Here is a 13511-nt window from a genome sequence, read left to right as displayed (position 1 = left end):
TGCGATAGTCTGTGTAAACCAGAAGTTTATAGTGGTGCTTATGGAAACCTTCAGCAGTATCGAATGCTTCGTGCGCAGCGCCGAGGTCGGCAGCTTTGCCGAAGCCGCTAGACGCTTGAGCCTGACCCCGGCGGCAGTGGGCAAAAGTGTCGCCAAGCTTGAGGCGCGGCTGGGTGTGCGGTTGTTCCAGCGCAGCACCCGAAGTCTGACATTGACCGAGGCCGGTCATCTGTTTCTCGGCGAAGTCAGCGCCAGTTTGCACACCATCCAGAACGCCGTGGCCAATCTTGCCAGTGCCGAAGGACGCCCGGCCGGCACGCTGAAAGTCAGCATGGGCACCGTGTTCGGTCGGCTGTACATCGTGCCGATGCTGGGTGAGTTTTTGCGGCGCTTTCCGGCGATTAATCCGGACTGGCATTTCGATAACCGTCAGGTCGATCTGATCGGCCAGGGATTCGATGCGGCAATAGGTGGCGGCTTCGAGCTGCCGCAGGGTGTGGTGGCGCGTAAGCTGACCCCGGCCCATCGGGTGCTGGTGGCCTCTGCCGACTACCTGGATGCGCATGAATTGATTGGCGAGCCTGATGATCTTGAACAGCACGAAGGCATCCTGATTCGTTCACCGCAAACAGGTCGCGTGCGCTCATGGCAGTTGACCAGTCGCACCCAGCAACACAGCCCGCTGACGCTCAAGGCGCGAATGACGATGAGCGATTCGGAGGCCGCATGCGCCACGGCGACCCAGGGACTGGGCATCGCCCTGGTGAGCATGCCGTTTGCCATCGGGTACCTGGAGGCAGGCACCTTGCGGCGGGTGTTGCCGGATTGGTACGTCGATGATGGCAATATCTCTATCTATTACGCGGAGCACAAACTGCTACCGGGCAAGACCCGGGCGTTTGTCGATTTTGTGATCGAGCAGTTTACGGCGCTGGGGTTGGGGCAGCGGTTTAGTGCGGTTTGAGCAAGACTTGGGACCGAGGTGAGGCCATCGCGGGCAAGCCACGCTCCCACAGGTTTTTGTGTCGAACGACGATTATGTGAACGACGTAAAACCTGCTTGCCCGCGATGAACGATCACGCGGTCTACCGAGCAAACCGCCCCGGCCAGCCAATGATGGTTTTCGGCCGCGGCGTGGCATAAGTCCGCACCTTCGATGTCGACAACCCCAATCGCACCAAAGATTCGGCAATGGTCACCGCCGCCGTCACGCCATCAATCACGGGCACGCCGGTGCGTCGGCGAATCTGCTCATCCAGCCCGGCCATGCCGCCGCAACCCAGGCAGATCACTTCAGCCTTGTCTTGAGTGACCGCCAATTCGGCCTGATGCACGATAGCTTCCAGCGCCCGTTGCGGTTCGTGCTCCAGCTCAAGGACCGCCAAACCACTGGCCCGCACGGACGCGCAGCGGTCCCAGAGCCCCGACAGTTTCAACCGATCCTCGATCAGCGGCACGGTGCGGTCGAGGGTGGTGACCACCGAATAGGCATGGCCGAGGAACATCGCAGTACTCGCCGCCGCGTCGGTGATGTCCACCACCGGTACGTTGAGCAATTCCTGCAACCCTTCGCGACCGTGCTCGCCGTAACCGGCCTGGATCACTGCATCGAAGGGTTCGTCGTAGGACATCACCCGGTCCATGACAGCGATGGCTGCGAGGTAACTCTCGAAATTGCCCTCGACCGAGTCGGCACCGAAATACGGGGTCAGGCCGATGATTTCAGTACCCGGCGCGGCCACGGACTGCGCCGAGCGCGCAATGGCCTGGGTGATGGATTCGGTAGTGTTGACGTTGACCACGAGAATTCGCATGAGAAGTCCTTAAAGCGGGGCAGTTCTGCGGCCCGAAGCTGTCGGGCCGCCGGGGATTTAATGGCTGGCGTTGTCGACCGCGATGGATTCACCACTGACGTCGGCGTAATGAGGCTGACGTTTGGCGATGATCAGGTAGAGCATTCCGGCGATCCCGGCACCGATCAGCCAGGAGAAGGGCGACACGCTGTGGAATCCCGGTACCAGCGCCAGCACGATGGCGATCAGTGCCGCAGGAATAAACGCCGCGACCGCGCGTAAATTGACGCCGCGGCTGTAGTAATAAGCGCCGTTGGGGTCTTCGCTGTACAACTGCGGCACGTTGACCTGACCTTTTCGTACAAGCCAGTAGTCGACCATGATCACCCCGTACAGCGGGCCGAGCAGGGCGCCCAGGCCAGAGAGGAAGTACACGATCACCAGCGGGCTGTTATAGAGGTTCCACGGCAGGATCAGCACGGCGATGGTCGCGCTGATCAATCCGGCACGGCGAAAGGTCAGGTATTTAGGTGCCAGGTTGCTCAGCACGAACGCCGGGGCCACGAAGTTGGCCATGATGTTGACCGCCACGGTCACGATCAGGAACGCCAGGCAGCCGAGCACCAGGAAGAAGGTGTTGGGGATCGAGGCGATGATCTCGGTCGGGCTTTCGATGATCCGGCCATTGATTTGGAATTGCGCGCCGCAGAGCAGCACGGTGATGGCCGCGAACACCAGAATATTCACCGGCAATCCCCAGAAGTTTCCTACCTTGATGGTCTTGCGGCAGGGCGAGGAGCGGGCGAAGTCGCAGAAATTGAGGATCAGCGTGCCGTAGATGGCCAGCCACAGTGCACCGCCGGCGAAGATGTTGCGCCACATATCGCTGCCGGTCAGAGGCTCGCGGATGGACCAGGCAATGGTCGCGTCGGCCTGGGTGTACATCCACGCCGCCAGCGCTGCGACCGTCAGCAGAATCACTGGCCCGGCGAACGCCTCGTAGCGTCGAACCATCTCCATGCCGTAAGCCAGAATGCCCAGTTGCACCAACCAGATCGCGACGAAGCACACCCAGCCCAGACTCGAGAGGCCGAGGAACAGGTTGTGATCGTAGTCGGCGAAGCCAGGGTGTACGGCGGTCAGCAACACACGCAAGACCACCGACGCCAGGTACGTCTGAATTCCGAACCAGGCGATGGCGATAACGGCGCGGATCAATGCAGGAATCTGCGCCCCGTGAATGCCGAAACTGATGCGGCTGATCACCGGAAACGGCACACCGGTTTTCTGGCCCATGTAGCCGGAGAGGTTCATGAAGCTGTACACAAGCGCCGCGCCGATACCCAGGGACAACAAAATCTGCCAGCCGCCCAGCCCCAATGCATACAGCCCGATGGCGAAGGAATAGTTGGCAATGTTGTGCACGTCATTGGTCCACAGGGCGAAAATACTGTAGCGACCCCAGCGTCGACCTTCGGCCTTGGTCGGGGCGAGGTCCTTGTTGTGCAAGCGCGGGCTTAGCACGACCGGGTCCTGAAACGTCTGATCGTGGGGAACGATAGTGGGGTGAGAGGAGGGTAGATCCAGCGCGATGTTCTTGTTTAAGAGGCTAGTACGCATTCCGGCAGGCTCCTGAAGCTTGGCGTCGCGATGACTGTGCTTGAGCGTTGGCTCGACAAATCTTCGTCGCGGGCGATAAGCATCATTGGTTACGGGGCATCTGCAGCCTGTACGGGATAGGGCGCTTCAGGCGTGCGGATCTAAAGTGTGTGTATGTTTTGATTTGTGTTGTATACAAAACATGTATGCACTCAAGCCAGATCTATGCCAGTTAGCGATCTATCAAACGTAGTTGTAATTTCGTTTTGTTATCTGTTTTCGATAAATGCAGGAAATTTAAGAGAAATAAATTGACCGATTGAACAGGTATTTATTTTTGCGGTGCGGGGGAAGAGAAAAGGTTGTGGAGGAGGTTAGCCAGGAGGGATGTAACTTTTCAGGGCGCTAAAACAAAAAGTGCACACATAAATGGCACCGATGGTGACATTCGTGTGTACACATCTTCAGTCTCGCAGGGTTCGCAGATTACGCCTTGGACTTGCTGATGATGTTACCGGCATGCAATCCGCATTCTTTCTGCGTCGCTTCTTCCCACCACCAGCGACCTTCTCGCTCGTGCTGGTTCGGCAGGACCGGGCGGGTGCAGGGTTCGCAGCCGATGCTGATAAAGCCGCGTTCATGCAGGCTGTTGTATGGCAGCTCAAGCATGCGGATGTAGCCCCAGATCTCTTCGCTGGTCATTTGCGCCAGCGGGTTGAATTTGTACAGGGTGCGTTCCGGGGTGGAGAACGCGGTATCGATTTCCATCACGGCGACAGCGCTGCGGGTGCCAGGGCTCTGATCGCGACGCTGGCCGGTCGCCCAGGCGGTCACGCCAGACAGTTTGCGCCGCAGCGGCTCGATCTTGCGGATGCCGCAGCATTCGCCATGGCCATCCTTGTAGAAGCTGAACAGGCCTTTTTCCTTCACGAACGGTTCAAGTTTCGTGTAGTCCGGCGAGACCAGCTCGATGTCGATCTTGTAGTGCTCGCGCACCTGATCGATAAAACGGTAGGTCTCGGGGTGCAAGCGGCCGGTGTCGAGGCTGAACACTTTGACGTTCTTGTTCAGCTTCCAGGCCATGTCCACCAGCACCACGTCTTCGGCACCGCTGAAAGATATCCACAGGTCATCGCCAAACTCGGCGAACGCGAGTTTCAGGATGTCCTGTGCAGATTTATTGGCATAGGTCGTGGCGAGTTCCACGACATCGAACGATGGGCTCATCAGGGCGGCTTCCTACAGGTCGGTGGCGCTGGGCGCTCTATATGGGCCAGATGGTAACAAAATCCTGCAGTCGCTGGCGCGCCCTCTGCGTTGCGCCGGCCCGTGCGAGTCGCTAGAGTTCGGCAGTCTTTTTACTCGCTCGACTCAATAAACAATACAAATGGGAGTGTCTTGTGGAAATTGCCTGTCTGGATCTTGAAGGTGTATTGGTCCCGGAAATCTGGATCGCCTTCGCCGAAAAAACCGGGATTGAATCCCTCAAGGCCACTACCCGGGACATTCCCGACTACGACGTGCTGATGAAGCAGCGCTTGCGGATTCTCGACGAGCACGGCCTCAAGCTTTCCGATATCCAGGAAGTGATCGCCACGCTCAAGCCGCTGGACGGCGCCGTCGAGTTCGTCAACTGGCTGCGTGAACGCTTTCAGGTGGTGATTCTGTCGGATACGTTTTACGAGTTCTCCCAGCCGCTGATGCGTCAATTGGGCTTCCCGACCTTGCTCTGTCATCGTTTGATTACCGACGATACCGGTCGGGTGACGAGCTACCAGTTGCGTCAGAGAGACCCCAAGCGCCAGTCGGTCCTGGCCTTCAAGAGTCTCTACTATCGTGTGATCGCGGCGGGGGATTCGTACAACGACACCACCATGCTGGGTGAGGCGGATGCGGGGATTCTGTTCCATGCGCCGGACAACGTGATTCGCGAGTTCCCGCAGTTCCCGGCGGTGCATACCTTTGAAGAGCTGAAGCAGGAATTCATCAAGGCTTCCAATCGGGCGCTCAGCTTGTAATTACGGCCGCTGATCGTTCCCACGCTCTGCGTGGGAATGATCAGGAAAGCTAGAGGTTTTGCAGGGTGTCGAGCAGTACCTTCACCTTGGTAATCGACTCCTGATACTCCGCTTCCCACTGCGAATCCGCGACGATCCCGCCACCGCCCCAGCAACATACCTGTCCATCCTTGACCAACAAACTGCGAATCGCGATGGAGCTGTCCATCTCGCCACACACGTCCAGGTACAACAAAGAACCGCAGTACAACCCGCGCCGGGTGGGCTCCAGCTCGTCGATGATCTGCATCGCGCGAATTTTCGGCGCGCCGGTGATCGAGCCGCCGGGAAAGCTGCCGGCAATCAAGTCCAGCGCATCCCGATCGTCCGCCAGATCACCGGTGACGCTGCTCACCAGGTGGTGCACGTTCGGGTAGCTTTCCAGGCTGAACAACTCCGGCACCCGCACCGAACCGATGCGACAGGTCCGTCCGAGGTCGTTGCGTAGCAGGTCGACGATCATCAGGTTCTCTGCCCGGTCCTTGGGGCTGGCCAGTAGCTCGGCGGCATTCGCCGCGTCTTCAGCGGCAGTCAGGCCCCGTGGTCGGGTGCCTTTGATCGGGCGGGTTTCAACCTGGCGTTCACTGACTTTAACGAAGCGTTCTGGGGACAGACTGAGGACCGCACCGCCGTCGGGCAGGCTCTGGAACCCGGAAAAAGGCGTCGGACAGGCCGCGCGTAACGCGCAGTACGCCGCCCATGGATCACCTGAGCACTGTGCCCGGAACCGCTGGGCGAAGTTGACCTGGTAGCAGTCACCGGCCTGGATGTAGTGCTGGATGCGCGCCAGCGCCTGGCGATATTCATCAGCACTCAGGTCGGCGCTCATCGGGCCGTTTAGCTTGAATGGCTCGACGGCATGAGCCGCAGGCTGGCTGAACAGTGTGATCAGCCGTTGGCGCTCGGTATCGTCCAGTTTCGGGTGAAACACCAGCTGACTGGTCGCGCAATCGTGGTCACTGATCAGCGCCCATGCGTACACACCAAAACGCGCGTCGGGCAGGTTCAGGTCGTCCTGTGCCTGGCTTGGAAGGTTTTCCAGGTGCCGGCCGAAGTCGTAACTGAGGTAACCGATCAGGCCCCCGGCGAAGGGCAGGTCCAGAGGGACAGTCGCTTCACCGAGTTGTGCCAGCTGGTCGCGCAGGCGTTGCAGGAAATCGCTGCCGCTTTCGTCAGGCAGCACCGCCAATTCTTCCAGCGGCCAGGCGCTGAGCAGGTCATAGCGACCGCGATCAGCGATGGGCCGGCCACTGTCGAGCAGCACGGCACCGGGGGCGTGACGAATCACCGCGAAGTACTCGGCGGGGTTGGCGCAATAGGGCAGCGGGTGTACGGAACAGGTCAACATGGGAGGGGCAGATCAGCCAGCGAGGCGGGGTGGCGATTGTAGTCCTCTCGGGGAGTTGCTCCTAGAGGGGATGTCGGGAAAAGACACCTCAGGAGCGGCTAACGACACCTGTGGCGAGGGGATTTATCCCCGTTGGGCTGCGAAGCGGCCCCAAAAAAAAAGGGCCTGCTACGCTGGCCAACGGGGCGGTGCGACGTTTCGCTAAATCCCCTCGCCACACAGCTTTCGGTTCAGCCCTCGACGCCAGGAATATGCCCAAACATCTCCTGGACGAACGCAACCCGCTCTTCAACCGTCTCGGTCACACCGCGGGCCTTCAGGTCCTCCAGCCGCGCCTCGACCGCATGGGTGCGCAGCGTCAGGCCGCAATCGTTGGCAATCTGAATGTTCAACCCAGGCCGGGCATTCAGCTCAAGAATCAGCGGACCCTTTTCCTGGTCGAGTACCATGTCCACACCGATGTAACCCAGCCCGCACAGCTCATAGCAACCGGCCGCGAGCTTCATGAAACCGTCCCAGTAGGGCAGTTGCACGCCGTCCACTGCGTTGGTGGTGTCTGGGTGTTTGGTGATGATGTTGTTCAGCCAGGTACCGCGCAAGGTCAGGCCGGTGGCGAGGTCGACACCCACGCCGATGGCGCCCTGGTGCAGGTTGGCCTTGCCGCCGGACTGGCGCGTGGGCAGGCGCAGCATGGCCATGACCGGATAGCCCATCAGCACGATGATGCGGATATCCGGCACGCCTTCGTAGCTGATGCTCTTGAAGATCTGGTCCGGGATCACCCGGTATTCGATCAGCGCACGGTCACGGTGGCCACCCAGGGAGTACAGGCCGGTGAGGATGCTGGAGACATGGTGCTCGATTTCCTCATGACTGATGATCTTGCCGGACACCGTGCGATAGCGGCCCTCGAAGCGGTCGGCAATCACAATGATGCCGTCTCCGCCCGCGCCTTGGGCCGGTTTGATCACGAAGTCGCTGCGTCCGCCGATGATTTCGTCGAGCTTGTCGATTTCTTTCTCGGTCGAAATCACGCCATACAGTTCCGGCACATGGATGCCGGCAGCGGTGGCGCGTTCCTTGGTGATGATCTTGTCATCGACAATCGGGTACAGGCTGCGCTTGTTGTACTTGAGTACATAGTCCGCGTTGCGCCGATTGATCCCCATGATGCCCCGGGCTTCCAGGGCTTTCCAGGTCTTCCAGAAACCGAACATCAGGCGTCAGCCTTCTTCAGGAACGCCTTGAAACGAACCAGTTCAGTCAGGCGGTAGCCGCGATAGCGACCCATCGCCAGCATGAAGCCCACCAGAATCAGCAGGATCGCCGGGAAGGTGAACACGAAGTACACCAGTTCCGGCACGCTCATGATCAGGTGCGCCAGGGAAGCGGCGAACAGCGTGCCGATCGCCACTTTCATGGCATGACCGCCGCCACGTTCTTCCCAGGTGATCGACAGGCGCTCAATGGTCATGGTCAGGATCACCATCGGGAACAACGCCACCGACAGCCCGCGTTCGAGTCCGAGCTTGTGGCTGAACAGGCTGATCGCCGCGATCAGCACCACCACGAACGTCAGGACCACGGACAGCCTCGGCAACATCTGCAGCTTCAGGTGTTCAAGGTAGGAACGCAGCGACAGCCCCAGCGCCGTGATGATGGTGAACAGCACGATCCCGAAGCCGAGCTGCGTCTCCCGGAAGGCGAGGGCAATCAGCACCGGGGTAAAGGTACCCAGGGTCTGCAGGCCGATCAGGTTGCGCAGGATCAGGATCACCAGCACACCGATCGGGATCATCACCATGATCATGAACGTTTGCTGGGTCTGCAGCGGCAGGCCGTACAGCGAGTACTCGAGGAAGTTGGCGTCGGTGTTTTCGTCCGTCAGCTTGGCCAGGCGAATGGCGTTCATTTCACTGTTGTTCAGGCTGAACGTCACGTTGGCTTTTTTGCCGCCATCGACGGTGATCAGGTTTTCGTCACCGGTCCACCACAGCAGGCGGTCAGTCGGCAGGCCCTGTTCGCCGGTTTCCGGGTTGAAGTAAAGCCAATCGGTGCCGTTGAAGCTGCGCAGCCACAGCTCAGGGGTTTGCGGTTGGTCAGCCACCAGGCGAATGGTATGGACTTTTTCTATCGGCACATGGGCGATGGACAGCAGCAATTCGACGATGCGCGCCTTGTGCACGGTGGACGGATCGCCGCCCAGCAGCAGTTTCACGTTGTCGTCATTAACGTTGTTGACCCGCTTGATCGCTTCGCCGATGAAGGTTTCGACGTCAGCCGAGTGCTGGCGAATCGGCGCGAGCAGGGCCTCGGCGGCGATTTTTTCCGGACCTTCCACCACGATGCTGTCGCGGAACGTCGGGCCTTTGATCTTGGCTTTCTCACCGGTGTAACGCTTGGTCAGCACCAGGCGGTAATACAGCGTCTGGTTGCCCTTGGCCCGGCGTGCCGACCAGGTGACCTTGCGGTTACCGTCGACACGGTTCACGGCCACGCCGTAGTTATTGGAGATAAAGCTCTCGTTGAGGCTGACGTAATCGCGGCTCAGCGGCGGCACGAACATCTGGATCTTGACCGGGTCTTTGGCACTGGCGACGAACTCGACCTTGGCGTCGATGTTCCACAAGTCGTCGGTGGCGTCTTCGGTCACGGGAATGCCGAGTACGAAAATCTGATAGGCCGTAACTGAAATGCCCAGCACCACCAGGATGGCGATCAGCATTTTCAGATGGAGGGTAAGAGAGCGCATTGGAATTACTCTGCGGTATGTGCGTCGGTGGCGCAGGCGGGTTTGCCAGCAGCGTATTTAAGACTGGGATCGACCAGCGCATCGAAGCGCTTCAAGGCTTCGGAGCCGATCAAGAGCGGGTATTGGAAGGCGCTGCGGTCGGTTAGGTTCACTTCGATGCTGCGTAAAGCCGAGCCCATGCAGATATCCAGCTCGATCACCGGACGAGCGGTGTACTTCTTGCCCTCTTCGGGGTCGTAGTCGCCGGCGCGCCGCTTGATCTTGCTGACGCGTGCCAGCGGTCGCTCGATCGGGTGCGAATGCGCGGCATCGATGGCCAGGTAAAAGCGCACCCAGGACTCGCCATTGCGTTTGAAGCGCTTGATGTCGCGGGCACTTAATGAGGCGGTTTTCGCGCCGGTGTCGAGTTTGGCGGCGACTTCCAGGTTGATACCATCCAGAGACGCGTATTCATTAAGGCCGTACACAGTCTTTTCCCCTGCCACAGCGAAACCGGGCAGGCAAAGAAGATAAAGGAATGTCGGGAAGGGCTTGAGTCTCATAAATCCTGGTGCGCAGCGGTCCGTGTTTCGATTCAAGGCCCTGGCATCGCTGCGCAAGCTCCCTCGTATGCCTGTCAGCCAATGATGACAGGCAGTGCAGATGTCACAAACAAATGCGGGCGGCATTCTAGCACGGTGGTTTTATGGCGCCACCGCTGGCAGGGGGCTATAACCTTCCTTGTGCCGGTTTGGCATGCTAGAGGCGTTTATTAGACGATTGTCGACAATCTGTATTTTTCCTTTGACTGTTAGTCCTGTTTTCGCTAGTTTTTGCGGCATCCGCTTTCAAGGTGTCGACAATATGCTGGATCAACTCGATCCCCCGGTCATGGCTCAAGACGATTCGGAGACGCTCTCCGAGAACGTCTTCCGACGCATTCAGGCGGCCATCGTCAAGGGCGAAATTGCCCCCGGTAGCAAAATCTCCGAGCCAGAGCTGGCGCGCACCTACGGCATCAGCCGCGGCCCGCTGCGCGAGGCCATCCACCGCCTGGAAGGCCAGCGCCTGCTCGTGCGCATACCGCATGTCGGGGCGAGGGTGGTGTCGCTCAACCACGCCGAGCTGGTGGAGCTCTACGAAATCCGCGAATCCCTGGAAGGCATGGCGTGCCGGCTGGCCGCCGAGCGCATGAGCGTCGAAGAAATCGACGAACTGCGCCGGGTGCTGGAAACCCACGAACGCGACGCAGCGTTTCAGGCCGGTGTCGGCTATTACCAGCAGGAAGGCGATTTCGACTTTCACTACCGAATCATTCAGGGCAGCGGTAACCGCACCCTGACCCAGATGCTGTGCGGCGAGCTCTATCAGTTGGTGCGCATGTACCGCATCCAGTTCTCCACCACGCCCAACCGTCCGCGGCAGGCGTTCGCCGAACACCACCGAATTCTCGATGCCATCGCCGACCGTGACGGTGAACTGGCCGAGTTGTTGATGCGCCGTCACATCGGCGCCTCCAAACGCAATATCGCCCGTCACTACCAGGACGGCGCTAACCCGACAGCCACAGAACGAGGTGAGTCATGAGTTCCAACAAGAGCACTCCAGGCCAGCGTTTCCGCGATGCGGTCGCCAGCGAGCATCCGCTGCAAGTCGTTGGCGCGATCAACGCCAACCACGCATTGCTGGCCAAGCGCGCCGGTTTCAAGGCGATTTACCTGTCGGGTGGCGGGGTAGCTGCCGGCTCCCTGGGCGTGCCTGACCTGGGCATTACGGGCCTGGATGATGTGCTGACCGACGTGCGCCGTATCACCGACGTTTGCGATCTGCCGCTGCTGGTGGACGTGGACACCGGTTTCGGTTCCTCAGCGTTCAACGTGGCGCGCACCGTGAAGTCGATGATCAAGTTCGGCGCCGCAGCGATCCACATCGAAGACCAGGTCGGCGCCAAGCGCTGTGGCCATCGTCCAAATAAAGAAATCGTGTCCCTGCAGGAAATGGTCGACCGCATCAAAGCGGCCGTCGATGCGCGCACCGATGACAGCTTCGTGATCATGGCGCGCACCGACGCCCTGGCGGTGGAAGGCCTGGAATCGGCACTGGATCGCGCTGCGGCGTGCATCGAGGCGGGCGCCGACATGATTTTCCCGGAAGCCATCACTGAACTGGACATGTACAAGCTGTTCGCCAACCGCGTGAAAGCGCCGATCCTGGCCAACATCACCGAGTTCGGCGCAACGCCGCTGTACACCACCGAACAACTGGCTGGCGCCGATGTGTCCCTGGTGCTGTACCCGCTGTCGGCCTTCCGCGCGATGAACAAGGCCGCGGAAAACGTCTACACCGCGATTCGCCGCGACGGCACGCAACAGAACGTCATCGACACCATGCAGACTCGCATGGAGCTTTACGATCGCATCGACTACCACACCTTCGAGCAGAAGCTCGATGCGTTGTTTGCTGCGAAGAAGTAATCAACACCGCACTTTTGTAGCAGCTGCCGAACCTGCGAGGCTGCGTCCGAGGCCGAAGGACTCGCCAAACCGGGCAAACGCGCTTGCAGGTTTTACGAATGCAGCCGGACGCAGGCTTCGCCAGCTGCTACAGAGATGCACTGTGAACCTGATGAATAAAAACGTGCCGATTCCCTAATAAATTCAAGATTGGAGGCAGAAATGGCCGAAGCAAAAGTACTCAGTGGCGCCGGGCTCCGTGGCCAGGTTGCCGGGCAAACCGCACTGTCCACCGTGGGCCAGTCGGGTGCAGGTCTGACCTATCGCGGTTACGACGTTCGCGAACTGGCGGCAGACGCGCAGTTTGAAGAAGTCGCTTACCTGCTGCTCTACGGCGAGCTGCCGACCAAGGCGCAACTGAACGAATACATCGCCAAGCTGAGCAAACTGCGCGACCTGCCGCAAGCACTGAAAGAAGTGCTGGAGCGCATCCCCGCTGACGCCCACCCGATGGACGTGATGCGCACGGGTTGCTCGTTCCTCGGCAACCTGGAGCCTGAGAAAGACTTCTCCGAGCAACACGACAAGACCGACCGTCTGCTGGCCGCGTTCCCGGCGATCATGACCTACTGGTATCGCTTCAGCCACGAAGGCAAGCGCATCGATTGCGTGAGTGACGAGCAGTCCATTGGCGGTCACTTCCTGCACCTGCTGCACGGCAAGAAGCCGAGCGAGTTGCACGTCAAGGTGATGAACGTTTCGCTGATCCTGTACGCAGAGCACGAGTTCAACGCTTCGACCTTCACCGCACGTGTTTGCGCGTCGACCTTGTCCGATCTGTATTCCTGCATCACCGCTGCCATCGGCTCCCTGCGTGGTCCACTGCACGGCGGCGCCAACGAAGCTGCGATGGAAATGATCGAACGCTTCAGCTCGCCGGAAGACGCCGTCAAAGGCACCCTCGGCATGCTCGAGCGCAAGGACAAGATCATGGGCTTCGGTCACGCGATCTACAAAGACAACGATCCGCGCAACGAGGTGATCAAGGGCTGGTCGAAAAAACTCGCTGACGAAGTGGGCGACACCGTGTTGTTCCCGGTTTCCGAAGCCATCGACAAGACCATGTGGGAGCAGAAAAAACTGTTCCCGAACGCCGACTTCTACCATGCCTCGGCGTACCACTTCATGGGCATTCCGACCAAGTTGTTCACACCGATTTTCGTTTGCTCGCGCCTGACCGGCTGGGCAGCGCACGTGTACGAACAACGCGCCAACAACCGCATCATCCGCCCGAGCGCCGAATACACCGGCGTCGAACAGCGCAAGTTCGTGCCAATCGAACAACGCTGAATGGTGAGGGCCGGCTGAACCGGGAACCTGTAGGAGCCGAGCTTGCTCGCGATGACAGACTGACATTCAACATTGATGTCGACTGATACACCGCTATCGCGAGCAAGCTCGGCTCCTACAGGGGACCGTCCTCACTTCAAATACCAGGCCCCACCTTTTGAAACTACCGTGACCGAGTC

Annotated in this window: 12 protein-coding genes; 5 read left to right on the top strand and 7 right to left on the bottom strand. The window is 59.6% G+C overall.

Annotated features, from left to right (window positions below):
• Window positions 1-40: 40 nt before the first annotated feature.
• On the top strand, window positions 41-964 hold the full coding sequence (locus H7698_RS03080) for a LysR family transcriptional regulator (protein ID WP_194690537.1): 924 nt from the start codon (window positions 41-43) through the stop codon (window positions 962-964).
• 122 nt (window positions 965-1086) lie between these two features.
• On the opposite strand, the gene H7698_RS03075 is transcribed toward H7698_RS03080, so the two are convergent.
• From H7698_RS03075 to H7698_RS03065, 3 genes are all read right to left on the bottom strand, one after another.
• Window positions 1087-1815, bottom strand: coding sequence for an aspartate/glutamate racemase family protein (locus H7698_RS03075; RefSeq protein ID WP_194690536.1), 729 nt, complete (start codon window positions 1813-1815; stop codon window positions 1087-1089).
• A 57-nt stretch (window positions 1816-1872) separates the two neighbouring features.
• Window positions 1873-3414: an NCS1 family nucleobase:cation symporter-1 gene (locus tag H7698_RS03070; protein ID WP_194690535.1), complete on the bottom strand. Its 1542-nt coding sequence runs from the start codon at window positions 3412-3414 to the stop codon at window positions 1873-1875.
• Between the two features lie 465 nt (window positions 3415-3879).
• Window positions 3880-4620 (bottom strand): phosphoadenylyl-sulfate reductase, encoded by a 741-nt coding sequence (locus H7698_RS03065; RefSeq protein WP_150800675.1) that lies wholly within the window; start codon window positions 4618-4620, stop codon window positions 3880-3882.
• Between the two features lie 173 nt (window positions 4621-4793).
• On the opposite strand from H7698_RS03065, the gene thrH reads away from it, so the two are divergent.
• A complete protein-coding gene (thrH, locus tag H7698_RS03060; RefSeq protein ID WP_194690534.1) occupies window positions 4794-5411 on the top strand; it encodes a bifunctional phosphoserine phosphatase/homoserine phosphotransferase ThrH in 618 nt (205 codons plus the stop codon).
• A gap of 49 nt (window positions 5412-5460) precedes the next feature.
• Here the strand turns inward: thrH and pabB are convergent, their stop codons facing one another.
• The 4 genes from pabB to rloA form a co-directional block, all read right to left on the bottom strand.
• Window positions 5461-6798, bottom strand: a complete 1338-nt coding sequence (gene pabB, locus H7698_RS03055) for an aminodeoxychorismate synthase component I (protein ID WP_194690533.1) — start codon at window positions 6796-6798, stop codon at window positions 5461-5463.
• A gap of 230 nt (window positions 6799-7028) precedes the next feature.
• The gene (locus H7698_RS03050) at window positions 7029-8015 is read right to left on the bottom strand and encodes an alpha-L-glutamate ligase-like protein (RefSeq protein ID WP_162438305.1); all 987 of its coding nucleotides are present in this window, start codon (window positions 8013-8015) and stop codon (window positions 7029-7031) included.
• Window positions 8015-9550 carry an osmotic stress tolerance membrane protein RloB gene (rloB, locus tag H7698_RS03045; protein WP_162438306.1) on the bottom strand — a complete coding sequence of 512 codons (1536 nt, stop codon included), beginning with the start codon at window positions 9548-9550 and terminating at the stop codon, window positions 8015-8017. The genes H7698_RS03050 and rloB overlap by 1 nt, the downstream gene beginning before the upstream one ends.
• 5 nt (window positions 9551-9555) lie before the next feature.
• Entirely contained in the window at window positions 9556-10092 is a 537-nt protein-coding gene (gene rloA / locus H7698_RS03040) for a retropepsin-like aspartic peptidase RloA (RefSeq protein ID WP_194690532.1), read from the bottom strand.
• Window positions 10093-10393: 301 nt separating this feature from the next.
• Between rloA and H7698_RS03035 the strand changes: the two genes are divergently transcribed.
• The 3 genes from H7698_RS03035 (at window position 10394) to prpC (ending at window position 13332) form a co-directional block, all read left to right on the top strand.
• A complete protein-coding gene (locus tag H7698_RS03035) occupies window positions 10394-11116 on the top strand; it encodes a GntR family transcriptional regulator (protein ID WP_162438308.1) in 723 nt (240 codons plus the stop codon).
• Window positions 11113-12003, top strand: coding sequence for a methylisocitrate lyase (prpB, locus tag H7698_RS03030; RefSeq protein WP_162438309.1), 891 nt, complete (start codon window positions 11113-11115; stop codon window positions 12001-12003). Before H7698_RS03035 ends, prpB begins: the two co-directional genes overlap by 4 nt.
• Before the next feature lie 201 nt (window positions 12004-12204).
• A complete protein-coding gene (prpC, locus tag H7698_RS03025; protein ID WP_162438310.1) occupies window positions 12205-13332 on the top strand; it encodes a bifunctional 2-methylcitrate synthase/citrate synthase in 1128 nt (375 codons plus the stop codon).
• Window positions 13333-13511: the final 179 nt, after the last annotated feature.

This window comes from Pseudomonas sp. p50(2008), assembly GCF_015351605.1.
Lineage (GTDB): Bacteria > Pseudomonadota > Gammaproteobacteria > Pseudomonadales > Pseudomonadaceae > Aquipseudomonas.
The sequence above is the reverse complement of the archived record's forward strand: the minus strand, read 5'-3'. Positions and strand labels throughout refer to the sequence as shown.